This window comes from Arthrobacter sp. UKPF54-2, assembly GCF_007858535.1.
Lineage (GTDB): Bacteria > Actinomycetota > Actinomycetes > Actinomycetales > Micrococcaceae > Arthrobacter.
Genome location: NZ_CP040174.1, coordinates 2,950,171 through 2,972,738 on the forward strand (window position 1 = coordinate 2,950,171; position 22,568 = coordinate 2,972,738).

At 69.7% G+C, this 22,568-nt stretch carries 19 protein-coding genes; 10 read left to right on the top strand and 9 right to left on the bottom strand.

Features of this window, described 5'->3' with window-relative positions; translation table 11 throughout:
* Nucleotides 1-17 precede the first annotated feature (17 nt).
* From E7Y32_RS13615 to E7Y32_RS13625, 3 genes are all read right to left on the bottom strand, one after another.
* On the bottom strand, nucleotides 18-1,004 hold the full coding sequence (locus E7Y32_RS13615) for a hypothetical protein (RefSeq protein ID WP_146337577.1): 987 nt from the start codon (nucleotides 1,002-1,004) through the stop codon (nucleotides 18-20).
* A 161-nt stretch (nucleotides 1,005-1,165) separates the two neighbouring features.
* Nucleotides 1,166-3,400, bottom strand: a complete 2,235-nt coding sequence (gene malQ, locus E7Y32_RS13620; protein WP_146337579.1) for a 4-alpha-glucanotransferase — start codon at nucleotides 3,398-3,400, stop codon at nucleotides 1,166-1,168.
* Between the two features lie 7 nt (nucleotides 3,401-3,407).
* Complete coding sequence (locus E7Y32_RS13625; RefSeq protein ID WP_146337580.1) at nucleotides 3,408-3,950, bottom strand: hemerythrin domain-containing protein; 543 nt, start codon at nucleotides 3,948-3,950, stop codon at nucleotides 3,408-3,410.
* A 169-nt stretch (nucleotides 3,951-4,119) separates the two neighbouring features.
* On the opposite strand from E7Y32_RS13625, the gene E7Y32_RS13630 reads away from it, so the two are divergent.
* From E7Y32_RS13630 to E7Y32_RS13645, 4 genes are all read left to right on the top strand, one after another.
* Nucleotides 4,120-4,506 (top strand): TraR/DksA C4-type zinc finger protein, encoded by a 387-nt coding sequence (locus E7Y32_RS13630; RefSeq protein WP_146337581.1) that lies wholly within the window; start codon nucleotides 4,120-4,122, stop codon nucleotides 4,504-4,506.
* Nucleotides 4,496-5,290, top strand: a complete 795-nt coding sequence (locus E7Y32_RS13635; protein WP_146337583.1) for a M50 family metallopeptidase — start codon at nucleotides 4,496-4,498, stop codon at nucleotides 5,288-5,290. Before E7Y32_RS13630 ends, E7Y32_RS13635 begins: the two co-directional genes overlap by 11 nt.
* A gap of 9 nt (nucleotides 5,291-5,299) precedes the next feature.
* On the top strand, nucleotides 5,300-6,364 hold the full coding sequence (locus E7Y32_RS13640; protein ID WP_146337585.1) for a glutathione S-transferase family protein: 1,065 nt from the start codon (nucleotides 5,300-5,302) through the stop codon (nucleotides 6,362-6,364).
* A gap of 134 nt (nucleotides 6,365-6,498) precedes the next feature.
* Nucleotides 6,499-7,659 carry an aromatic acid exporter family protein gene (locus tag E7Y32_RS13645; protein WP_146337587.1) on the top strand — a complete coding sequence of 387 codons (1,161 nt, stop codon included), beginning with the start codon at nucleotides 6,499-6,501 and terminating at the stop codon, nucleotides 7,657-7,659.
* Between the two features lie 119 nt (nucleotides 7,660-7,778).
* On the opposite strand, the gene E7Y32_RS13650 is transcribed toward E7Y32_RS13645, so the two are convergent.
* Genes E7Y32_RS13650 through E7Y32_RS13660 form a run of 3 tightly spaced genes read right to left on the bottom strand, consistent with a single transcriptional unit; the run spans nucleotide 7,779 to nucleotide 11,409 of the window.
* A complete protein-coding gene (locus E7Y32_RS13650; RefSeq protein ID WP_146337589.1) occupies nucleotides 7,779-8,693 on the bottom strand; it encodes a MaoC/PaaZ C-terminal domain-containing protein in 915 nt (304 codons plus the stop codon).
* On the bottom strand, nucleotides 8,690-10,030 hold the full coding sequence (locus tag E7Y32_RS13655) for a 3-oxoacyl-ACP reductase (RefSeq protein WP_146337591.1): 1,341 nt from the start codon (nucleotides 10,028-10,030) through the stop codon (nucleotides 8,690-8,692). The genes E7Y32_RS13650 and E7Y32_RS13655 overlap by 4 nt, the downstream gene beginning before the upstream one ends.
* Nucleotides 10,031-10,038: 8 nt before the next feature.
* Nucleotides 10,039-11,409 carry an acetyl-CoA C-acetyltransferase gene (locus E7Y32_RS13660; protein ID WP_146337593.1) on the bottom strand — a complete coding sequence of 457 codons (1,371 nt, stop codon included), beginning with the start codon at nucleotides 11,407-11,409 and terminating at the stop codon, nucleotides 10,039-10,041.
* Nucleotides 11,410-11,471: 62 nt separating this feature from the next.
* Here E7Y32_RS13660 and E7Y32_RS13665 point away from each other — a divergent pair, with 62 nt between their 5' ends.
* Nucleotides 11,472-12,164, top strand: a complete 693-nt coding sequence (locus E7Y32_RS13665; RefSeq protein ID WP_186466991.1) for a TetR/AcrR family transcriptional regulator — start codon at nucleotides 11,472-11,474, stop codon at nucleotides 12,162-12,164.
* Nucleotides 12,165-12,238: 74 nt separating this feature from the next.
* Nucleotides 12,239-14,377, top strand: coding sequence for an acyl-CoA dehydrogenase (locus tag E7Y32_RS13670; protein ID WP_146337595.1), 2,139 nt, complete (start codon nucleotides 12,239-12,241; stop codon nucleotides 14,375-14,377).
* Nucleotides 14,378-14,451: 74 nt separating this feature from the next.
* Here the strand turns inward: E7Y32_RS13670 and glgA are convergent, their stop codons facing one another.
* Complete coding sequence (gene glgA / locus E7Y32_RS13675) at nucleotides 14,452-15,651, bottom strand: glycogen synthase (protein WP_146337596.1); 1,200 nt, start codon at nucleotides 15,649-15,651, stop codon at nucleotides 14,452-14,454.
* 101 nt (nucleotides 15,652-15,752) lie between these two features.
* On the opposite strand from glgA, the gene glgC reads away from it, so the two are divergent.
* The 3 genes from glgC (at nucleotide 15,753) to E7Y32_RS13690 (ending at nucleotide 19,271) form a co-directional block, all read left to right on the top strand.
* Entirely contained in the window at nucleotides 15,753-17,171 is a 1,419-nt protein-coding gene (gene glgC / locus E7Y32_RS13680) for a glucose-1-phosphate adenylyltransferase (RefSeq protein ID WP_146337597.1), read from the top strand.
* Nucleotides 17,172-17,218: 47 nt separating this feature from the next.
* On the top strand, nucleotides 17,219-18,712 hold the full coding sequence (locus tag E7Y32_RS13685; protein WP_146337598.1) for an SDR family NAD(P)-dependent oxidoreductase: 1,494 nt from the start codon (nucleotides 17,219-17,221) through the stop codon (nucleotides 18,710-18,712).
* A gap of 91 nt (nucleotides 18,713-18,803) precedes the next feature.
* Nucleotides 18,804-19,271: a pyridoxamine 5'-phosphate oxidase family protein gene (locus E7Y32_RS13690; RefSeq protein WP_146337599.1), complete on the top strand. Its 468-nt coding sequence runs from the start codon at nucleotides 18,804-18,806 to the stop codon at nucleotides 19,269-19,271.
* Between the two features lie 16 nt (nucleotides 19,272-19,287).
* Here the strand turns inward: E7Y32_RS13690 and E7Y32_RS13695 are convergent, their stop codons facing one another.
* Nucleotides 19,288-19,731: a universal stress protein gene (locus E7Y32_RS13695; RefSeq protein ID WP_146337600.1), complete on the bottom strand. Its 444-nt coding sequence runs from the start codon at nucleotides 19,729-19,731 to the stop codon at nucleotides 19,288-19,290.
* Between the two features lie 358 nt (nucleotides 19,732-20,089).
* Between E7Y32_RS13695 and E7Y32_RS13700 the strand changes: the two genes are divergently transcribed.
* Nucleotides 20,090-20,824, top strand: coding sequence for a response regulator transcription factor (locus E7Y32_RS13700; RefSeq protein WP_146337601.1), 735 nt, complete (start codon nucleotides 20,090-20,092; stop codon nucleotides 20,822-20,824).
* Nucleotides 20,825-20,857: 33 nt separating this feature from the next.
* Here E7Y32_RS13700 and E7Y32_RS13705 read toward each other — a convergent pair whose 3' ends face one another.
* Nucleotides 20,858-22,558: a GAF domain-containing sensor histidine kinase gene (locus E7Y32_RS13705; protein ID WP_146337602.1), complete on the bottom strand. Its 1,701-nt coding sequence runs from the start codon at nucleotides 22,556-22,558 to the stop codon at nucleotides 20,858-20,860.
* Between the last annotated feature and the right edge of the window lie 10 nt (nucleotides 22,559-22,568).

The window sequence follows — 22,568 nt, forward strand, 5'->3', positions numbered from 1 at the left end:
GGCCTGCGCCGCGTGCGCTAGGTGAAGGGGACCCGCTGGATCTGCAGGACTTCCGGGCCGGACACCACGTTGACGCGGACCCATTCGTTAACGGAGGAGGCACCCTCGATCGTGACCCGGCTCAGGTTGGAAACACTGCCCGAGAGCCCGTAGAACGACTTCCACTTGGAGGTGGTCAGCGGCTTGTCCTGGACGTAGCCGTGGCTGTCGCCGTTGAACAGGAACACCGGACGCTGGAAAAGCGCAGCCTCACTGGCGAGAGCCCGGACAATGGACTGGAAGGCCTTGCGGTAGCCGGAGCCCTGCGTGCCTGGTGCGAACATGTCCGCCTGGGTCAGCAGCACCACCGCCCTGCTGCCGGCGGCCTTGGCCGAGGCGAATGTGTTCCTCAGCTGGCTGATCGTGGCATCGACCCGGGCGGCCTCCTCCGCGAGCTGGGCCTCCGTGGGGGCGGTGTAGCCCAGGCCGGTCCAGGGTTTGAGGTCGTTGTCGGAGCCGACGATATGGAGGGTGGCCAGGGTCAGTCCGCCGGCGGCGAAGGACACGTTCTCCTTGTAACCGGCCTGCGCGGTGACCGTCATCGCATTTTGACCCAGGGTGCGGCCGGGCGCCGGGAAGAAGACCGAACGGACCGTGGCCAGCCGCTCCAGCGGGTTGCCCTTGCCAACGCTGGCCCGGTGGCAGTCCGCCCATTCGTTGTCCCCCGGCGTGTACACCAGCGGATCCACGAACTTGTCGAAGTTGGACTTGATCTTCTGGTAGTAGCTGCTGGAACAATTGCCGGAGCCGATGTCGCCCACGTGGCTGACCATTTTGACGTTCGGGTCCGCGTTGATTTGGGCGATGCGCTTGGGAAACAGCCCCAGCTGGGTGGAGCCATAGGGAATGTCGCCGATCACCGCGAAGCTGTAGCTCGTCGCCGCGCCCGCCGTCTCCGTGGCGGCGCCGGAAATGCCCAGCGCCAGGGCCAGCGCGGCCCCGGCCATCCTCACGGCTCGCCTCATCAGCTTCCTCCCCCGGGCTCCCGGATGCGCGGGCATCAGGGCTGTCCCCGTTGCCGATGGTGCCGAGAGTAGCGAACCGGAGCAGCCCTGCAACCAGTAGCGGGTACTGGGACGGGCCCGCCCGGGACACCGGGAGGGCTACTGGACTGCTACGGGGGTGGCTACTGGGAACCGGGCCCTCCGCGCGGGAGGAGGGCTTGCTGGACCCTGTTGAGGAGGGAGCGGAACCTGGCGTTGTCCGGCAGCTCCTCGATGAGGACGACGCCGTCCGGTCCCGCAAGTGGAACGCACCAGTTGGGGTACTCCGTACTGGTGCCCGGCTGGTTTTGCGTGCGGGCCTCCCCCACGGCATCAACCAGCGCGACTCCCAGCAACAACGACGGCGTGAGCGCGGTGAACGCGTACAGGGCCTCGACCGTGGCCTGCACCGCCGCCGGATCTGCCTTTTGACCAGCAATACCGGCCGCCGGCCCCGGAGCGGTATCCCTGACCGGCAGCAGGCCGCGCTCCCGCACCAGCGCGAGCACCGCTTCCTGCTCGGCCGCGTCGGCCGCCCGTTCCTCCTCGACCGGACGCCGCAGCAGCCCGAGCGACTCCCGGAGCGTGACATGGTCCCCGGCCAGATAGCCGGCGGTGGGCGGCAGGTCGTGGGTGTTGACGCTCGTGAGGCACTCCTGCCGGTAGCGTTCGGGCGCCAGCGGCCCGGCGTCGTCGTGTTCGAACCACAGGATCGAGGTCCCGAAGATTCCCCGTTCGGCCAGATAGTCCCGCACCCAGGGCTCAAAGACCCCGAGGTCCTCCCCGATCACCACGGCCCCGGCCCGCTGGGCTTCCAAGGCGAGGATCCCGATCAGCGCCTCATGGTCGTAGTACACGTACGTGCCTTCGCCCGGCCCGGCGCCCTCGGGGATCCACCAGAGACGGAACAGGCCCAGGACGTGGTCCACGCGGATCCCGCCCGCATGGCGCAGCACGGTCCGCAGCATGTCGCGGTAGGCGGCATACCCCGATTCGGCCAGCCGCGCCGGATGCCACGGCGGCTGCGTCCAGTTCTGGCCCTGCTGGTTGAACATGTCCGGCGGAGCGCCCACCGTCACGCCGTGGGCAAGGACGCCGGACAGCGCCCAGGCGTCGGCGCCGCCGAGTTTCACCCCCACCGCCAGGTCGTGCACGATCCCAAGGTCCATGCCGGCCCGCCGCGCCGCGTCCTGCGCCGCTTCCAGTTGCTCGTCGCAGATCCACTGCAGCCAGCGGTGGAACTCGATCCGGTCCGCGAGCGCCGTCCTTTGGGCCGCGGCGTACGCGGTGGCCGGGGAGGACGCGGCGTCGCCCCAGCCGTCCGCCGAAGGGCCCAGGGTCTCCGCCAGGGCTGACCACAGGGCGAAGTCGTCGAGCCCCTGCCCCTGGTTCCGGCAGAAGTCGCTGAATTGCCGCGAACGCGCCGGACCCCGGCGGACGAGGAACACTCGCTCGAGCGCCGCGAGTTTCGCGTTGTAACTGGCGTTGCGGTCCAGCAACCCCGTCTCCCGGTCGGCGGCGTGCGGGCCTGCCGCCAGCCGCTGCGTCTCAGCCAGTGCCGCGGGGTCCAGGTAGGCGTACTCCGGGATCTCCTCCACCCGGATGTACAGCGGGTTGAAGAAACGCCGGGTGGTGGGCAGGTATGGCGAGTCCTCCACCGGCGGACGGGGCTCGGCCGCGTGCAGGGGGTTGACCAGGACGAAACCGGCTCCCTGGGCGCCGGCCACCGCGGCGAGGTCGGCCAGGTCTGCGAAGTCGCCGATCCCCCAGGAACGCGAGGACCGCACGGAGTAGAGCTGCGCCATGAGCCCCCAGCGGCGGCGGCCGGCGAGGGCGTCGGTGGTACGCAGCCGCTGCGGGGTCACCACCAGGGCGCACTGCGCACGGTGGCCCGCCGCGTCGGCCTCGATGGTGTGCCAGCCCAGCGGCAGGGCGTCGGGGGTGCTGAAGCTCGGCCGCCCGGTGAGGACGCCGCCGACGTCGCGGGGCGCCTCCCAGTTCTCCAGCTGCCGGACCGTGTGCAGGGTTCCGTCCTCCGCGACAACCCGGACGGTAACGTCGCTGCCGTGCGGGACATGAACGTGGAAAGTGGCAGCTGTTCCCTCCCGCGCCACCACCGCGGGCGGCAGCAGCCGGCGCCAGGGCGCCAGCCGGGCCTCGGCCAGGGAGCCCCGGATCTGTGCCGGGTCATCGCAGGCTACGCCCAGGGCAGTGAGGACCCGGCGCAAGGTGCCTGCGGCGACGGAGCGTTCCACACCGTCCCAGCCCCAATAGGAGGTTCCCACCCCGTGGGCTGCCGCCAGTTCGCGCAACAGCGACCCGGCGTCGTCCTCTGCCGGTTCGACGGGCGCGTGCAGTGGCTCCGTGCTGTCCGCCATGGGCCTGTCAGCCGTTGACCGGGTGCGCCGGCGGGACGGACCCGTGCTGGGTGTCGTGGACCGAGGCCTCCCCCACCAGCTCGTGCAGCCCGGCGACGGACTCGGCCAGGCTGAGTCCGGGCGACTCCACGATCAGTGGCATCAACAGGCGGTTCTCCTTGTCCAGGTGCAGGGCGAAGACCTCGCCGATGCCGGCCGCGGCGACCGCGGCGTCGACCCCCTGCGCGGAACGGAGCCGTTCGACGAGTGAGACGATGACCTGGTGTTCGGCCAGCATGCCCGCCACCAGCAGCCGGCCCTCCGGCGTAGCGCCGGCCCCGCTGTACAGCGGCCCCTCCTCGGCGAGCGCGTGCGGGACGAGTTCGGTTTCGCACCATTCCACCAGCACCTCGTGGGCGTCGTGCTCCGCAACCGTGTTGTGCGCTGAAACCGCCTCGGTGAGGGCGCCGATCAAGGCGCGGAGCCGTTTGAGCATCCCCGCATGGTGGGCCTCCACGGCCGCGAGCGCCCGTGCTTCGTCCTCGGCGTTCTTGGGAACGGGCATGTCCATGGCATCTCCCTCGCTGGGCGGAACGGTGTTCCCGCTGAATCTGCTCCAACTGTACGGCCGGCCCGGTTCCCGGGAACAGGCCTTTCGGCCCCGGGGACGACGCCGCCCCGCCGCGGTGAGCCGTCGCTGTTTCGACGCTGAGCAGCCCGCCGCGCTAGCCTTGCATCCTATGGTTGACCTCGAACGGTTCCGGGTCCTCCTCACCGAGGAGCGCGACCGGAAACTAGCCCTGCTGCCGGCCCTGCGCAGGGACATCACCTCGGTGAATGCCGCCCGGCAGGATTCCAACGTCGACGACGAACACGATCCGGAGGGGGCGACGATCGCGTTCGAACTCTCCCAGGCCGCCGCGTTGCTGGAACAAAGCCGGGCAGGCCTCGCCCAGATCGAGGCGGCCCTGGCCCGGATTGATGCCGGACGCTACGGGATCTGCGAAGTCTGCGGCGGCCCCATTGCCGAAGGCCGGCTGGAAGCCAGACCATGGACGCCCTACTGCATCCTGCACAGTGCCGGGCAGCCCCAAGCCGGAAGGCGCCACCATCCCCATGAGCACTAACCCACTGGCCCTCGCCACCGAGGACCTCGCCGGGACGTGGTGGCAGCGGATCGTGGGCGGCTTCAGCCACGCCCCGGCCCCGGTGGTCACCGCCACCGAGCTGCTGCTGGTGGTCGCCGTCGCCGTCGCCCTGTCCCTGCCGCGCATCAGCTGGCGGTACTTCGGCCTGCTCGCCACGGTGACCCACGAGCTGGGCCATGCGTTTACCGCCCTCATGACCGGGCAGCGGCTGGGCGGCATCCGGTTGAGCCTGGACCATTCCGGCACCACCACCAGCTACAGCCGGCGTCCCCTCGCCGCGGTCTTCTCGACGTTCTGGGGCTACCCGGTGCCCGCCCTGGTTGGCGCCGCCATGGTGTGGTCCGGCTTCAACGGCTGGGGGCCCGCCGCCATGTCGGTGGGCACCCTCCTGCTGCTGGTCTCTTTCCTCTTCCTGCGCAACGGCATCGGGCTGCTGATCACGGCGCTGGCTGTCCTCGGCGCTGCGCTCCTGGTCCTGTTCGTCCCGGCCGAATTCATCGGGCACGTGATGATCGGGCTGGGTATCGCGTTGCTCGTGGCCGCCGTCCGGGACCTGGGCAAACTGGCGGCGGTGCATTTGCGGCACCGGACCCGGCTCTCGACGTCGGACGCGTACCTGCTGTCCCGGGCAACGCGCGTCCCCGCCGCCGTCTGGATCGTCCTCTTCGCCGTGGTGGTGGCCGCCTGCTGGTGGTTCGCCTGGCAGCCGATGGCGCAGGTGTTCGCCACACTGCAGCACGCCCCGGGCCGCGTCCCGGCATAGGCTGGGACCATGAACACGACACACACCGACGACCCGGGCTTCAGCACCCGCGGCGCCTACGTCACCGGCGGTGCGGAATTCACCCGGGACACCAACTACATCGAGGACCGGATCACCCGCGACGGCGCCCCCGGGGCCAACGGCGAACCCGGCTGGCCCGTTGAGGCCGGCCGCTACCGGCTGGTCGCGGCGCGCGCCTGCCCGTGGGCCAACCGGACGGTGATTGTCCGGCGGCTGCTCGGCTTGGAGGACGTGATCTCGCTCGGCCAGCCCGGCCCCACCCATGACGCCCGCTCCTGGACGTTCGACCTCGACCCCGGCGGCAGGGATCCCGTTCTGGGCATTGAACGCATCCAGGAGGCCTACTTCCGCCGTTTCCCGGATTACCCCCGGGGCATTACGGTGCCGGTCATCGTCGACGTGCCCAGCGGCGCCGTCGTGACCAACAACTTCCCGCAGATCACCCTCGACTTCTCCACCGAGTGGACCGAGTTCCACCGCGACGGCGCCCCGGATCTGTATCCGGAGGCTCTCCGGGAGGAGATCGACGCCGTCAACAAGCGCGTCTTTACCGAGGTCAACAACGGTGTCTACCGCTGCGGGTTCGCCGGATCGCAGGAGGCCTACGACGCCGCCTACGACCGGCTCTGGACGGCGCTGGACTGGCTCGAGGAGCACCTCACCGGGCAGCGGTACCTGGTGGGCGAGACCATCACCGAGGCCGACGTCCGGCTGTTCACCACGCTGGCCCGCTTCGACGCCGTCTACCACGGCCACTTCAAGTGCAACCGGCAAAAGCTGAGCGAAATGCCGACGCTGTGGGCCTACGCCCGTGACCTCTTCCAGACCCCCGGCTTCGGCGACACCACCGACTTCGTGCAGATCAAACAGCACTATTACATCGTCCATGAGGACATCAACCCCACCGGAGTGGTCCCGAAGGGCCCGGAGCTGGGCAACTGGCTCTCGGCACACGGCCGCGAGGCACTGGGCGGACGGCCGTTTGGCGACGGCACGCCGCCCGGACCGGTCCGGGCCGGCGAGGAAGTCGCCGCGGGACACGGGGCCGGCTGAGCGCAGGGCGGCACTAGGGCGGGGCCATGGGGATCCGGCCGTCGCGGTGCGGCAGGCCTGCGCAGCGTCCTGAGGCGGCCGCCGAAGGTTCGTCCAGTTGTCGCAGCTGACCCGCGGCCCTAGGGTGAAGCGGAATGGCAACTACACAAGAACACGACGCCGGCGCACCCCCCTCGCGGCTCCGCAGGCTGGGCCGCACGGTGGTGGGGAGTGTTTCGGCCGCCCTGCTATGGCCACGATTGAAGCTGGCCACCAAGGCGGCCCTCGCGGCCGGCATAGCGTTTTTCATCGCCCCCTACATGCCCGGCTCCGCGGCGGACTACCCCTACTACGCACCCCTTGGCGCCCTGGTGGCCATGTACGAAAACGTCTCCGGCTCCATGCGCCAGGGTGTCCAGACGCTCGTGGGCCTGGCGATCGGCGTCGGCCTTGCCTTTATGCTGTTCAGCCTCGGGAGCCCGTCGCCGGTGACGGTAGCGATTGTGATGGGGCTCGGCGTGATCCTCGCCGGGCTGCCCAAGATCGGCTCCGGCAGCGACTGGATCCCGACGGCGGCCCTGCTGGTGCTGCTGGTCGGCGGGCACAACCCGGACCAGTTCTCTTTCGGGTACCTGCTCCAGATGGGCGTTGGCGTCAGCGTCGGCATTGTGGTGAACCTGCTGGTCTTCCCGCCGCTGCACTTCAAGGCGGCAGCGCTCAGCCTGGCCGAACTCCGGCAGGCGCTGGCCCAGCAGCTCTGGGACATGGGCAAGGCCCTCAAGGAGAACTGGCCGCCGGAGCACGAGGACTGGTCCCGCCGTTCGGAGGCTCTCGCGGCGCACACCCGGTCGGTACGCGCCGCGGTGCAAAAGGCTGACGCGAGCCGCCGGGCAAATCCGCGGCGCCGGCTCCATCCGCGCGACGTCGAGGAGGACTACCGCAACCTGCGCGACCTCGAACGGCTCACCTTCCACATCCAGGACGTGACCCAGGTGCTCTCGGACGTCATCTGGGCAACGGACCACCCGTTTGTCATCCCGGACGGGCAGGCCGCCCCCCTCGCGGACGCCATGGCCCTGGTGGGTGATGTGCTGCACGCCGCCGAAGAAGAGGATGCCCAGGGGCAGGCGCAGCTGATTGAGGAAGCCGACGCCGCCGTCAAGGCGCTCACCGCCCGAATCGCCGCCGAAGACGAGCACCCCGGGGCCCCGAACGCCGTCGAATCGATCCTGCTGAGCCTGCACCGGATGCTGCGCGTCGTAAAGTCAGGCGGCGGCAAGCGGGAGTCGGACACCTCACCGGCCGGCGCCAGCTAGCCCTCCGGCCCCTCCCGCCACGGACCCGCCCGATTCGGCCCCGCCTGTTTCGGCACACGACGGCGGCGGCGGCCGCCCCCGGCTATCCGGTGGCGGCCGCCGCCGTCGTGTTTGAGTGTCTACTTCAGGGAGGCAACCGAACCGCTGAAGTGCTTCCGCCCCGAGTGCGGGTTCCAGGCCACGTAGTCGGAACGCTGCCAGGCGCCGTCTTCGGGCTGCACCGTGCTGATGTCCAGCGCCACCCGGGCCGGCAGGAACACGGGCGCCTCGAACGCCACGTCCCAGCTGAAGGCGTCTCCCTTCACGGCGCCGACGTCGGCCAGGGCCCTGGACGCGAGGTACATGCCGTGGGCGATGGAGCGGCGCATGCCGAGGGCCTTCGCGCTGAGGACGCTGAGGTGGATCGGGTTGAAGTCGCCCGAAACTGCGGCGTACGCCCGTCCGGTATCCACCCCCAGCTGCCACAGCGCCGTCGGGTTCGGCACCCGGAAGGCCTCCGGCGCGACGGGGGCGGTGGGCTTGTCGATGCCCGGCAGGAACACACCCTTGGCCAGGTAGGTGGAAACACCGCACCAGCGGACGGCGTCCTCCCCCGCCCCGCGCACCTCGGCCACCAGGTCCAGCTGGGTGCCGGCCCGGTGCCCGCGCAGGTTCTCCGCCCAGGCCCGGATGTCCAGCGCCTCGGTGAACAGCACCGGAGCGCTCTGGACCACCTTGTTCGTGAGGTGGATCATCCCCAGCAGCGGCAACGGGAAGTCATCCCGGTTCATCACGGACATGGAGAGCGGGAACGCCAGGGCGTGGATGAATCCGGCGGGCAGCACGTCGCTGGCCGTCTCGCCGATCAGGTGCTGGTAGGCGGTGAGGTTCTCCACCCCGGCCTTGACGCCGCGGACCTCATGGCTGCTCCCGGGCAGGACGGTGCCCGAGTGCGCGCCGAGTACCCGCCGGCGCGCCGCGGTGGCGGCGGCGTTGACGTAGAGCTTGGAGAGGGAGGGCATCTCCGCCAGGATGACGGGTTGCGAAGCGCTCATGCGCCCACCAGGTTCTGTCCGCAGACGCGCAGCACCTCGCCGGAGATCCCGCCGGCGGCGTCGCTGGCGAGGAAGGCGATGGCCTCGGCGACGTCACCGGGCTGGCCGCCCTGCTGCAGCGAATTGAGCCGGCGTGCCACCTCGCGGGTGGCGAACGGGATCTTGGCGGTCATCTCGGTTTCGATGAAGCCGGGCGCGACGGCGTTGATCGAGCCGCCGTGCGGCGCGAGCAGCGGCGCCGTGGCGCGGACCATGCCCATCACGCCGCCCTTGGACGCGGCGTAGTTGGTCTGCCCGCGGTTGCCCGCAATCCCGCTGGTGGAGGCCACCGAGACGATCCGCGGCGAGTTCCGGAAGTGCTCCGAGGCCAGCAGCGCCTCGTTGATGCGCAGTTGCGCCGCAATGTTCACCGCGATCACCGAGTTCCAGCGGCCCTGGTCCATGTTGGCCAGCAGCTTGTCCCGGGTGATGCCGGCATTGTGGATCACGATGTCCAGCCGGCCGTGACGCTCCACGGCGTGGTCGATGATCCGCTGCCCGGCGTCCTCGCGGCTGATGTCCAGCTGCAGCGCGGTCCCGCGCACCTCGTTGGCGACCCTGGCGAGGTGGTCCCCGGCGGCCGGGATGTCGACGGCGATGATCGTGGCGCCGTCGCGGTGCAGGGTGCGGGCGATGGCGGCGCCAATCCCCCGTGCCGCTCCGGTCACGACCGCGACCTTTCCGGCCAGCGGCTGCTCGACGTCGGCCGGCAGCTCCCCGGCCTCCGAGGAGACGGTGAGGAACTGGCCGTCCACAAAGGCCGAACGGCCGGAGAGGAAGAACCGCACGGCTCCGAGCGCGCTCGGGCTGGTGGTGCGGGCGCCGTCGGCGAGCACGATGCCGTTGCCGGTGGCGCCGGCGCGCAGTTCCTTGGCCAGGGAGCGCAGCAGGCCGTCGACGCCCTGGCGGGCCGCTGCGGCGGCCGGGTCAGTGGCTTCAGCTGCCGCGCGGGAGATGGTGACAACGCGGGCGTTGGCGGCGAGGTCCCGGAGCGAGGCGGCCGCGGCGAGCACCGGCTTCTCCAGGTCCTCGGGGCGGGCGGCCTCATCCAGCACCAGGATGATGGCGCCGAGCTTTTCGCGCGGCACGGCGTGGCGGCGGACGTCGAGGTCCCAGGACAGCAGGGTGGCGGCGAGCTCATCGGCGCCGTGGCCGGCGCCCTGGACCAGGACCGGGCCCGTGACCAGCGGCTGGCCGGGCTGGTGCCGCCGGAGCACCACCGGCTGCGGCAGCCCGAGCTTTTTGGCGAGGTCCTTGCCGAGCCCCCTGCTCACGAATTGGGTGTACTTGTCGGTCATGTTCTCCCCTAGTGTGCTTCGAGAATGGCGACGACGCCCTGGCCGCCGGCAGCGCAGACGGAGATGAGCCCGCGCGCGGGGCGGCCGTCGACCTGGCCCTTGGCGTGCAGCATCTTCGCCAGCGAGGCCACGATCCGGCCTCCGGTGGCGGCGAACGGGTGGCCGGCAGCGAGGGACGAGCCGTTGACGTTGAGCTTGGCACGGTCGACGCTGCCGAGCGCGCCGTCCAGGCCAAGGCGGGCACGGCAGAACTCCTCGTCCTCCCACGCGGCCAGGGTGCTCAGCACGGTGCCGGCGAAGGCCTCGTGGATTTCGAAGAAGTCGATGTCGTCGAAGGTGAGGCCGTGGCGGGCCAGCAGGCGCGGGACGGCGAACGCCGGGGCCATCAGCAGCCCGTCCTTGCCGTGGACAAAGTCGACGGCGGCGGCCTCGCCGTCGAGCACCGTGGCGAGCTTGGGCAGGTCGTGGGCGTCGGCCCATTCCTCGGAGGCGAGCAGCACGGTGGAGGCGCCGTCGGTGAGCGGGGTGGAGTTTCCTGCCGTCATGGTCGCTTCGGCCCCGAGGTTCTTGCCGAACACCGGTTTGAGGCTCGCGAGCTTCTCCAGCGTGGTGTCCGGGCGGAGGTTGGAGTCCTTGCTCAGGCCGCGGTAAGGGGTGAGCAGTTCGTCGAAGAAGCCGGCGTCGTAGGCGGCGGCGAGGTTGCGGTGGCTGTTGTAGGCCAGTTCGTCCTGGGCTTCACGGGTGATCTTCCACTGCGCCGTGGTGAGGGCCTGGTGTTCGCCCATGGAGAGTCCGGTCCGGGGCTCGCCGGTGTTGGGGGCGTCAGGGGCGAGGTCCTTGGGCCGGAGGCGGCTCAGCACCTGGAGCCGCTGCGGCAGGGTCTTGGCACGGCTCAGGTCCAGCAGGACCTCGCGCAGGCCCTCGCTGACCGCGATCGGGGCGTCAGAGGCGGAGTCGACGCCGCCGGCGATGGCCGAGTCGATCTGGCCCAGCTTGATCTTGTTGGCGAGGCCCAGCACGGTCTCCAGACCGGTGGCGCAGGCCTGCTGCAGGTCATAGGCGGGCGTTTCGGCGGAGAGTGCGGACCCGAGCACCGCCTCGCGGGTGAGGTTGAAGTCGCGGGAGTGCTTGAGCACCGCGCCGGCGGCAACTTCGCCGATCCGTTCATCCTGCAGGCCGAACCGGGCGATCAGCCCGTCCAGGGCCGCGGTGAGCATGTCCTGGTTGGAGGATTTGGTGTACGCGCCGCCGGTCCGGGCGAACGGGATGCGGTTGCCGCCGACCACAACAGCCTTGCGGAGCTGCGGCGCTGCGGTGGATCCTGCGGCCTGGGCGGCGGTGTCCTTCGGTCCGGTGGCGGACGTTCCGTGGTCAGGCATGGGCTGTCTCCTTTGATCAAAGCGGGTTACTGATACCCAGCGTACCTGATACGCTGGGTATCGTGAACATCCCCCAGCCAGATCCTGCCGCCGGCGGTCCAGCCGTCGACGGGCGCGCCTCCCGCTGGCAGTCCCACCGTGAGGAGCGGCGCCGCGAGCTCATCAAGTCCGCGCGGAAGGCCGTGCATGCGCTCGGCAGCGAGGCGTCGATGGAGGACATCGCGGCCGCGGCCGGAACCTCCAAATCCGTGTTCTACCGCTACTTCGGGGACAAGGCCGGCCTGCAGCAGGCGGTCGGGGAAGTGGTCCTGAACCAGATGCAGCGGCGGATCCAGGAGGCGGCACAGAGCGCACAGACCCCGCGCGAGGGCCTGTTCGCCATGGTTTCCGCCTATCTGCAGATGGCCGAGACCAGCCCGAACGTCTACACCTTTGTGACCCGCTACGCGCCCGGCGAGGCTGAAAGCCACAACGGCTCGATCAGTACGGCCGGTGCGCTGGGCCACTTCTTCGCCGCGATCAGCGAGATGATCGCGCTGCCGATGCGGAACCAGCTGCGCGCGGTCCCCGGCAAGGAGGCCGTGATCGGCTACTGGCCGAACGCGGCGATCGGGCTGGTCCGCAACGCCGGCGAGCAGTGGCTCGCCAGCCCGGACTCCCCCGGCAAACCCGGCCAGGAAGCCATGGCCCGCCAGATCACCGACTGGCTCTGTTTCGGCATCGCCCCCGAAATCCAGGACCCGCCGGCCCCGTGACCGGACGCCCCACCGCCCAGCCCCAGACCACCCCCTGCCAGAACCACAATGTCAGCGCCAACGAAGGAATCGACATGACTGAACTAGCCGACCGCTCCGCGGGCCACACCACCTCCGCCGCCCCGGCGCCCAGGACTACGCCGGCCGCGCCCGCGGCGGGCCCCGCCGTCGACGTCGCCGCCCTCGGCGAACAGCTACTGGGCAAATGGGCCGCCGTCCGCCGGCAGGCCCGCGAACTGGCCGGCCGGCCAGAGCTCTACAAGACCGAGGGACTCACCCACACCGAGCACCGCAAGCGCGTGTTCGGGCAGCTCAAGATCCTCGTGGACAACGGCGCCGTGCACCGCGCTTTCCCGGTGGCGCTCGGCGGCGCGGATGAACACGGCGGCAACGTCGCCGGCTTCCAGGAGCTCGTCATCGCCGACCCCTCGCTCCAGATCAAGGCCGGCGTGCAGTGGGGCCTGTTCGGCTCCGCCGTTAACCACCTCGGCACCGAGGAACACCACACGAAGTGGCTGCCGGGCATTATGAGCCTGGACATCCCCGGGTGCTTCGCCATGACCGAGACCGGCCACGGCTCGGACGTCGCCAGCATCGCGACCACCGCCACCTACGACCCGGCCACCGAGGAGTTCGTGGTGCACACGCCCTTCCGCGCCGCCTGGAAGGACTACATCGGCAACGCCGCCCTCGACGGCCTCGCCGCCGTCGTCTTCGCCCAGCTGATCACCAACGGCGTCAACCACGGCGTGCACGCCTTTTACATGGACCTCCGCGACCCGGAAACCCGCGAGTTCCTGCCCGGCATCGGCGGCGAGGACGACGGCGTCAAGGGCGGCCTGAACGGCATCGACAACGGCCGGCTGCACTTCAACCAGGTCCGGATCCCGCGCACGAACCTGCTCAACCGCTACGGCAACGTCGACGCCGACGGAACCTACAGCTCCCCGATCGCCAGCCCGGGCCGGCGTTTCTTCACGATGCTGGGCACCCTGGTCCAGGGCCGGGTCTCCCTCGACGGCGCCGCCGTGACCGCTTCCAAGCTGGCCCTGAAGACCGCCATCCAGTACGCCTCCGAGCGCCGGCAGTTCAACGCCTCCTCCGCCACGGACGAGGAAGTCCTGCTGGACTATCAGCGGCACCAGCGCCGGCTGTTTACCCGGCTCGCCACCACCTACGCCGCGAGCTTCGCCAGCGAACAGCTGCTGCAGAAGTTCGACGACGTCTTCTCCGGGCGGAACGACACCGACGAGGACCGCCAGGACCTCGAAACGCTGGCCGCGGCCCTCAAGCCGTTGAGCACCTGGCACGCCCTCGACACCCTGCAGGAATGCCGGGAGGCCTGCGGCGGCGCTGGCTTCCTGATCGAGAACCGCTTCGCCTCGCTGCGGGCCGACCTGGACGTCTACGCTACCTTCGAGGGCGACAACACGGTGTTGCTGCAGCTCGTCGCGAAGCGCCTGCTGGCCGACTACGCCAGGGAGTTCCGCAACGTGGACTTCGGCGTGCTGGCCCGCTACGTCGTCGGCCAGGCCACCGGAGCGGCGCTCCACCGCACCGGCCTGCGAGGCGTGGCCCAGTTCGTGGCGGACTCCGGCTCTGTGCAGAAGGCCGCGACCGCCATCAAGGACGAGGCCGGCCAGCGCGCCCTGCTGACCGAGCGCGTCCAGGCCATGGTGGCGGAGGTCGGCGCGGCGCTGAAGGGCGCGAACAAGCTGCCGCAGCAGCAGGCCGCCGCGCTGTTCAACAGCCACCAGAACGAGCTCATCGAGGCGGCCCAGGCGCACGCCGAACTGCTCCAGTGGGAGGCCTTCACCGAGGCCCTGGGCCAGGTCGCCGACCCCGGCACCAAGGCGGTCCTGACTTGGCTGCGCGATCTGTTCGGCCTGTCCCTGATCGAGAAGAACCTGTCCTGGTACCTGATGAACGGCCGCCTCTCGATGCAGCGCGCCCGCACCGTGGGCGAGTACATCAACCGGCTGCTCGTGAAGATCCGCCCGCACGCCCTGGACCTGGTGGACGCCTTCGGCTACGGCCCGGAGCACCTCCGCGCCGCGATCGCCACCGGCGCCGAGAAGGCCCGCCAGGACGAGGCGCGCGAGTTCTTCCGGGTCCAGCGCGCCAGCGGCCAGGCCCCGCTGGACGAGAAGATCCTGCTGGCCCGCACCGCGCTCGAGGCCAAGCCGCAGAAGGCCGGGTCCCGCCGGAGCTAGGCACTACCACCACACGACGACGGCGCCGCCCCTGAACCGGGGCGGCGCCGTCGTCGTTGTGGCGTGTTGGCCCGCTACTGCGGGAGGACCGAGCGGTAGACCTCAAGGGTGGTTTCCGTGATGGATTCCCAGGAGAAGTGTGCCTCGGCCCGGCGGCGGCCGGCCTCGCCCATCGCGCGGGCGCGGGCCGGGTCGGAGACCACCTCGGTCAGGGCCGCGGCGAATTCCGTAACGAATTTCTCCGGATCCAGCGGGGTGCCGGTGCCGTCCGTGACCTGCTCGAGCTGCACCAGGAGGCCGGTTTCGCCGTGCTGGACCACCTCGGGGATGCCGCCGGTGGCGCTGGCCACCACGGCGGCGCCGCAGGCCATGGCCTCCAGGTTCACGATGCCGAGGGGTTCGTAGATGGACGGGCAGGCGAACGCCGTGGCGTGGCTGAGGACCTGGATGAGCTCGTGGCGCGGCAGCATCCGCTCCACCAGGACCACGCCGCTGCGCTGGCCTTGGAGTTCCTCGATCAGCCGGGCGGTCTCCGCGGCGAGCTCGGGGGTGTCCGCCGCGCCCAGGCACAGCACCAGCTGCACGTCCGCGGGCAGCTTGGCGGCGGCCCGCAGCAGGTATGGGACGCCCTTCTGCCGGGTGTTGCGGCCCACGAAGACGACGCTCGGCCGTGACGGGTCGATCCCGAGGGCACGGACTGCGTCCTCGCCCTCGTCGCGGTTCCAGAGGCCCACGTCGATGCCGTTGTGCACCACGCGGACCTTGGCCGGATCCACGTCCGGGTAGCTGCGCAGGATGTCCTGCCGCATCCCCTCGGACACCGCGATGATCGCGGCGGCGGACTCATAGGCGGTCTTCTCCACCCAGGAGGAGAGGGCATAGCCCCCGCCGAGCTGTTCGGCCTTCCACGGCCGCAGCGGCTCCAGGCTGTGCGCGCTGAGTACGTGCGGGATGCCGTGCAGCAGCGAGGCGATGTGCCCGGCCATGTTGGCGTACCAGGTGTGCGAGTGCACAAGGTCCGCGCCGGCGATGTCCGGAACGATCCGCAGGTCCACGCCGAGGGTCTGCACCGCGGCATTGGCGCCGGCCAGATCCTCCGGCACCGGATAGGAGGTGACGGTGGCCCCGTGGTAGTCCGGTGCGCGCTCCGCGCCGAAGGCCCGCACCTGCAGCTCCACCCTCTGGGCCAGCACCCGGCTGAGTTCGGCCACGTGGACGCCGGCGCCCCCGTAGATTTCGGGCGGGAATTCCTTGGTCACAATGTCTATTCGCACAAACCCCAAGGTAGTCGTTCCGGCTGATCTGTTCTAGTGTGAAGAGGTCCGGGCACACCGGACAGTTTTGGGGAGCAACGAAGGCGTTCAGGAGCGATCACATGCCGCAGCAGAAGAAAGTCTTGGCCATTGTCCTCGCAGGTGGCGAGGGAAATAGGCTGATGCCGTTGACGGCAGACCGGGCCAAGCCGGCCGTTCCGTTCGCCGGAAGTTACCGGCTTATTGATTTCGCCCTTTCCAACCTGGTCAATTCCCGGTATTTGCAGATTGTGGTCCTGACGCAATACAAATCCCACAGCCTTGACCGGCACATTTCCGAAACGTGGCGGATGTCCACCCAGCTGGGGAACTACATTGCCTCCGTGCCCGCGCAGCAGCGGGTCGGTAAGAGCTGGTTCCTGGGCAGCGCCAACGCCATCTACCAGTCCCTGAACCTGATCCACGACGCCAACCCGGACATCGTCGTTGTGGTCGGCGCGGACCACGTTTACCGCATGGACTTCGCGCAGATGGTCGCCCAGCACGTCGCCAGCGGCGCCAAAGCCACCGTGGCCGCCGTGCGCCAGCCGCTGCACATGGCCGACCAGTTCGGTGTGATCGAGGTGGACCAGGAGAACCCGCAAAAGATCGCGGCGTTTGTGGAGAAGCCCTCCTCGACGCCGGGACTCGCCGCGGACCCCAGCCAGTTCCTGGCCTCGATGGGCAACTATGTGTTCAACGCGGACGCCCTCGTCGAGGCGCTGCACGTCGACGCCGAGCGGCTCGACACCAAACACGACATGGGCGGGGACATAATCCCGTACTTCGTCGACCAGGGCGAGGCCGGGGTCTACGACTTCACCCTCAACGACATCCCGGGCTCGACCGAGCGGGACCGCACCTACTGGCGCGACGTCGGCACCATCGACTCGTTCTACGACGCGCACATGGACCTGATCTCCCCCGTGCCGGTCTTCAACCTGTACAACTCCGAGTGGCCCATCTACACCCGCCAAAGCATCTCCCCGCCGGCCAAGTTCGTCCGCGGCGAGGGCAGCACGGTGGGCACGGCGCTGGATTCGATCGTCGCCAGCGGCGTGGTGATCTCCGGCGGCATCGTGGAGGGCTCGGTGCTCTCCAACGACGTCTACGTCGGCACCGCCAGCCGGGTGCTCGATTCGGTGCTGATGGACAAGGTGCAGGTTGGGCCGGGCGCCGTTATCAAGCGCGCCATCGTCGACAAGAACGTCCGGATTCCCGCCGGCGCCGCGATCGGCCTGGACCCGGAACTGGACCGCGCCCGCGGTTTCAAGGTCACCGACTCCGGGATCACCGTCCTGGCCAAGGGCCAGGCTGTTCCCGAACCCGGCGACGCAGAGCGTGAACTGTCCGCGGCCAACCTCTACCTGGTGCCCAACGCCGTAAAGACGGCCACCGAGAACTGGCCGGCCGGACGCGAGACCGTGGAGAAGGTCGGAGAGGTGCACGCTGCCGCCGTCGGCGTCGAGACCCCCGGGAAGTCCTCCACCAAGGCCTACTGAGACAGCCTGGTCGGGCTGCGGCCCGGCCAGGCTGTAAAATTGGCCCAATGAGCTCCCCCGATCTGCCCCCCGCCCCGGCCAGTGACGAGCCGGCCCCGGCTGACCTGACCCCGGCGGAAATCGCCGCCTGCCTCAAGGTCCTGAACAGCATCCACGTCTATGACGAGGAACACCCGGACTACGTGTCGATCCGGCGCGCGACGGGGAAGATGTTCAAGGCGGTCAAGCGCCACCGCCGGGTCACCAAGCGGGACCTCATCGCGGAGGCGGACCGCGCCGTGATCGCCCAGACCGCGACGGCGGCCCCGGACCGGATCGACGACGAGACGCGCGGCAACAAGCTGGCGCCCTCGGCCACCGGCGAGGTGGCCGGGCACCTGATCCGGTCGCGGCCCTGCTACATCTGCAAGCAGCACTACACCCAGGTGGATGCCTTTTACCACCAGCTTTGCCCGGAGTGCGCGCTTTTTAGCCACAGCAAACGCGACGCCCGGACCGACCTGACCGGCCGGCGGGCGCTGCTGACCGGCGGTCGGGCCAAGATCGGCATGTACATCGCGCTGCGGCTGTTGCGCGACGGCGCCCACACCACCATCACCACCCGCTTCCCGAAGGACGCCGCCCGCCGGTTCGCCGCGATGGAGGACAGCGCTGACTGGCTGCACCGGCTCCGGATCGTGGGCATCGACCTGCGCGACCCCTCGCAGGTCATGGCGCTGACGGACTCCCTGGATGCCGCCGGGCCGCTGGACATCATCATCAACAACGCAGCGCAGACGGTGCGCCGCTCGGGCAACGCCTACAAGCCGCTGGTCGACGCCGAGGACGAGCCGCTGCCGGCGGAACTGCAGGCGGCCAACGGCGGCCCTGAACTGGTCACCTTCGGCCACGCCCACGACAAACACCCGCTGGCCCTGGCCAGCTCGGTCCTGGAGCACCCGGTGCTGGCCGGGGACGCCATCACCTCGCTGGCGCTCTCCACCGGTTCCGCGTCACTGGAGCGGATCGCGTCCGGCACGGCGATCGACGCCGGCGGCCTGGTGCCGGACCTGGCCACCATCAACAGCTGGACCCAGGTGGTGGACGAGGTGGATCCGCTGGAAATGCTTGAGGTGCAGCTCTGCAACGTCACCGCCCCGTTCCTGCTGGTCAGCCGGCTCCGCGGCGCCATGAAACGCTCCACGGCACGGCGGAAGTACATCGTCAACGTCAGCGCCATGGAGGGCCAGTTCTCCCGCGCCTACAAGGGCCCGGGCCACCCGCACACGAACATGGCCAAGGCGGCGTTGAACATGATGACGCGCACCTCGGCCAAGGAGATGCTGGAGTCCGACGGCATCCTGATGACCGCCGTCGATACCGGCTGGATCACGGACGAGCGGCCGCACTACACGAAGGTCCGGCTGATGGAGGAAGGCTTCCACGCCCCGCTGGACCTCGTCGACGGTGCCGCCCGGGTCTACGATCCGATCGTGATGGGCGAGGCGGGCGAGGACCAGTACGGCGTCTTCCTCAAGGACTACAAGCCCAGTCCATGGTGATGCCGGCCCGGCCTGCTAGCATCGCCCCGGCGCTGCTGCCACGGGCCTAATGGCCCTAATGGGCGCTGGGGGCTGTCCGTAACGTGGAGCTGTGAACACGACGACGCCCCCGCCGAATTTCCAGCTGTCCATCGACCAGTGCTGGGTGCTGCTCGACAGCGAGGTGGTGGGCCGCATCGCGCTGATCGTGGACGGACACCCGGAGGTCTTCCCCGTCAACTTCGTCCTGCAGCGCCGCTCGATCGTTTTCCGCACGGCCGGCGGCACAAAGCTCTGGGGCGCCATCACGGCCAAACCGGTGGCTTTTGAAATTGACGGTTATGACGCGCATGAGCAGACGGCCTGGAGCGTCGTCGCCCGCGGCGAGGCCGAGCTGATCGACGACCAGGCGGAGAAGGACGCCGTGGATGCGCTGCTCCTGGAGCCGTGGCAGCCGGGCGAAAAGAACTACTACGTCCGGCTCGCCCCAAAAGCCCTGACCGGACGCCGTTTCAAAGTCAACAACCCGGACGTGTGGAATACCCGCCTCGCCGACCCGCGGCGGGCTTCGTTCGAGTAGTACCCCGGAGCGGACCCTAGCGCTTCTCGGGGGTGTGCACCACCATAACCGGGCAGTGCGCGTGGGCCACCAGGGCGGAGCTCACCGACCCCAGCAGCAGGCCGCCGAAGCCGCCGTGCCCGCGCCGGCCCAGCACCAGCAGGTCGGCGTCGCGGCTCTCCTCGATCAGCGTATGGCGCGGGTGGCCCTGCACCAGCCGGGTTTCCACGTTGGCCGGCGTGTCCGCGCCGAAGGCCTTGACGACGGTCTCGGCGAGGATCTCCCCCGCGCGGACGTCGAAATCGTCAATGCCCATCGCAACGTATCCGTCGTAGACCGGCGGAACGTCCCAGCAGGCCAGCGCGACGACCTTCGCCGATAGCGGCACGGCCAGCCGCTGCGCCTGCCGGAGCGCCTCCACCGAGGCCTCCGATCCGTCGACGCCGACCACGATGGTCCGGATATCCGTAGCCTCGCTCATGACTGATCCCTTCGTCGTGCCCCAGCAGCGCGTAGCTCAAGACTTTATCCCCTGGATGCGGCAAGCTAGGGCCGAAAGTCACGGCGACGCCGCCGCGTCCTGAGCTCCGTAGGCCGAACGACCCTTGTTGGCGGGCACCCGGGGGCCTGAGAATTACGATGCTCGGCAAAGAAATATTCGAGCTGCACGGCCGTTGCGGATGATTTGTTGCCACAATGGAATGCACGACGCCACTGCTATTCAGGGACCGCAAGCGGGTCCCGCACAAGAGGTACGGACGCGGTCTGCCACAGACCTGCAACGCGGGCTGGGGAGCTCCGTGGGAACGTGGCAACGTCGGCGCCCGGACGGGAGAATCATGATTGCCTGGGCAGATGCCGGTCTCACTGCGGCCGAAGGCCATCCGGCCGTAATCCGCGTGTTCATCCTCGATGACCACGAACTCGTCCGCCGCGGCCTCCAGGAACTGCTGGAGGGCGAAGGATTTCTCGTGGTCGGCAGCTCCGGATCGGCCGTGGAGGCAACGCGGCGCATTCCGGCGCTGCACCCGGACGTCTGTGTCCTGGACGCCCGGTTGCCCGACGGCACCGGAATCGAAGTCTGCCGGGACGTCCGCTCCGTGGACCCCTCCCTGAACTGCATCATCCTGACCAGCTTCGACGACGAACAGGCCCTCCGCGGCGCGGTCCTCGCCGGCGCCTCCGGTTACGTGCTGAAGGAGATCTGCGGCACCGACCTGATCGGGGCCCTGCGGCGGGCCGCGGCCGGGGAATCGCTGTTCGACGACGGCGTGGCCGCCGGGATCGTGGACAGCATGGTGGAAACCGAGGAAGTCGACCCGCGCACCGCGGCCCTCACCCCGCAGGAGCGCCGGGTACTGGAGCTCGTCGGCGGCGGCCTTACCAACCGCCAAATCGCGGCCGAGATGTTCCTGGCCGAAAAGACGGTGAAGAACTACGTCTCCTCGCTCCTGGCCAAGCTGGGCTTTGAACGCCGGACGCAGGCGGCTGTTTTCATCGCCAGTCCGGCCGCCGCGGGGGCTCCGGCCGCCGGCGCGGCGCCGGAGGGCAGCCGGCAACACAGCGTGCGCTGACGGCGGCCTACTGCCCGGCCGCGCCCCTTAGGGTCAGAGCGGCACGGACCACTCCACGCTGGTACCGGCGTCCGGCGCCGTCGTGATGGTGCACTGTCCGTCCAGCATCCGTGCGCGGTCCTCCAGGTTGGCCAGGCCGTTACGTTCCAAGGAGTCGTCGAAGCCGGAGCCGTTGTCGGTGATGACCACCGTGACCCGGCCCTTGATCACCGCGACGGACACGGCGATCGCGTCCGCGCCGGAGTGCCGGATCGCGTTGCTGAGACCCTCGGAGACCACGGCCACCACGTTGTCGGCCTTGTCCGGCGTCACGGCGTCCACCGGGCCGGTCAGCGTCAGCCGAGGGGTAAAGGGCATCGACTTGGCCGAGCTGCGGGCCACGCGGCGGATCCTGCCGCTGAGCAGTTCGGTTTCCCCGCTGCTGCTCTTGAGCGAGTAGATGGTGTCCCGCAGGCTGCGGATCGCCTCGTCCAGTTCGCCGGTGATATTGCGGATCCGCTCGGTCGCGAGCTCGTCCTTGGTGAACCGGGTCAGGCTTTGCACACTCAGTCCGGCGGCGAAGAGCCGCTGGATGACCAGGTCGTGGAGGTCCCGGGCGATCCGGTCGCGGTCGGTGAACACGAGCAGCTCCTCGCGGAGCCGGTGGACGCGGGCGAGCTCGAGGGCGAGGGCAACGTGCGAGCCGAAAACGGCGCCCATCTCGATGTCGGTCCGGGCGTAGCGGAGGTCCCCCGGGTCCCGGGCGAGCAGCAGCAGGCCGTGGTGGGCGCCCTGGGTGCTCAGGGCGACCGCGAGCAGCGGTCCCAGGCCGCCTCCGACGTCGATGCCGTCGAACACCCCGGCGGGGTTCTCCAGCATCACCGGCTCGCCGCCGGCGAGCACATCCTGCAATTCGGGCGCTTCGAGGCACAGCACTGCGCCGGAGAAGGCCGCGGCCCGCTCCCCTGCGGCGCCGGCCACGATGTAGCCAGGCCCCGACACCGCGGGGGCCACAATGAGGGCCAGCTTGGATTCGGATTCCTGCAGTGCCCGGGCGGCGATCGGATCGAGGCCGCCGGCGGTGTAGTCCCGGTCGCTGCCGAGCATCAGCCCGGAGACATCCATGCAGGCTTCGAGCCAGCGGGCGCGGCGCCGAGCGTCGTCGTAGAGTTTGGCGTTTTCAATCGCGACGCCGGCGGCGGCCGCCAGCGCGATCGCGAGCCCCTCGTCCTCTTCGGTAAAATCCCCGCCGCCCTCCTTCTCGGTCAGGTAGAGGTTGCCGAAAACCGTGTCGCGGACCCGGACCGGCACACCGAGGAACGACTGCATGGGCGGGTGGTGCTGCGGGAATCCGTAGGACTCCGGATGCTTGCGGAGGTCGTGCAGGCGCAGCGGCCGGGGATCGCTGATCAGCAGGCCGAGCACGCCGTGGCCGGTCGGGAGGGGGCCTATCTGGCGGGCGAGTTCGCCGTCGATCCCGACCGTGATGAAGTGGCTCAGGGCGTGGTCATCACCGATCACGCCCAGGGCGCCGTAGCGGGCGTGAAGGAGTCGGCAGGCCGACTGCACCACGCGCTCGAGGACGGCATCGAGGCTGAGGTCCTCGGCGACGGCGACGACGGCTTCGAGCAGGCCGGCCATGCGCTCCTGGGACTGCAGCAGCTCTCCGGCCCGTGACACAAAGTCCTTGAGCAGGTCCTCGATCCGGGGGTTTCCGGAACTTACGGTGTCCGGGCTGCTACCTGGTGAATGCATGTTCATTGGC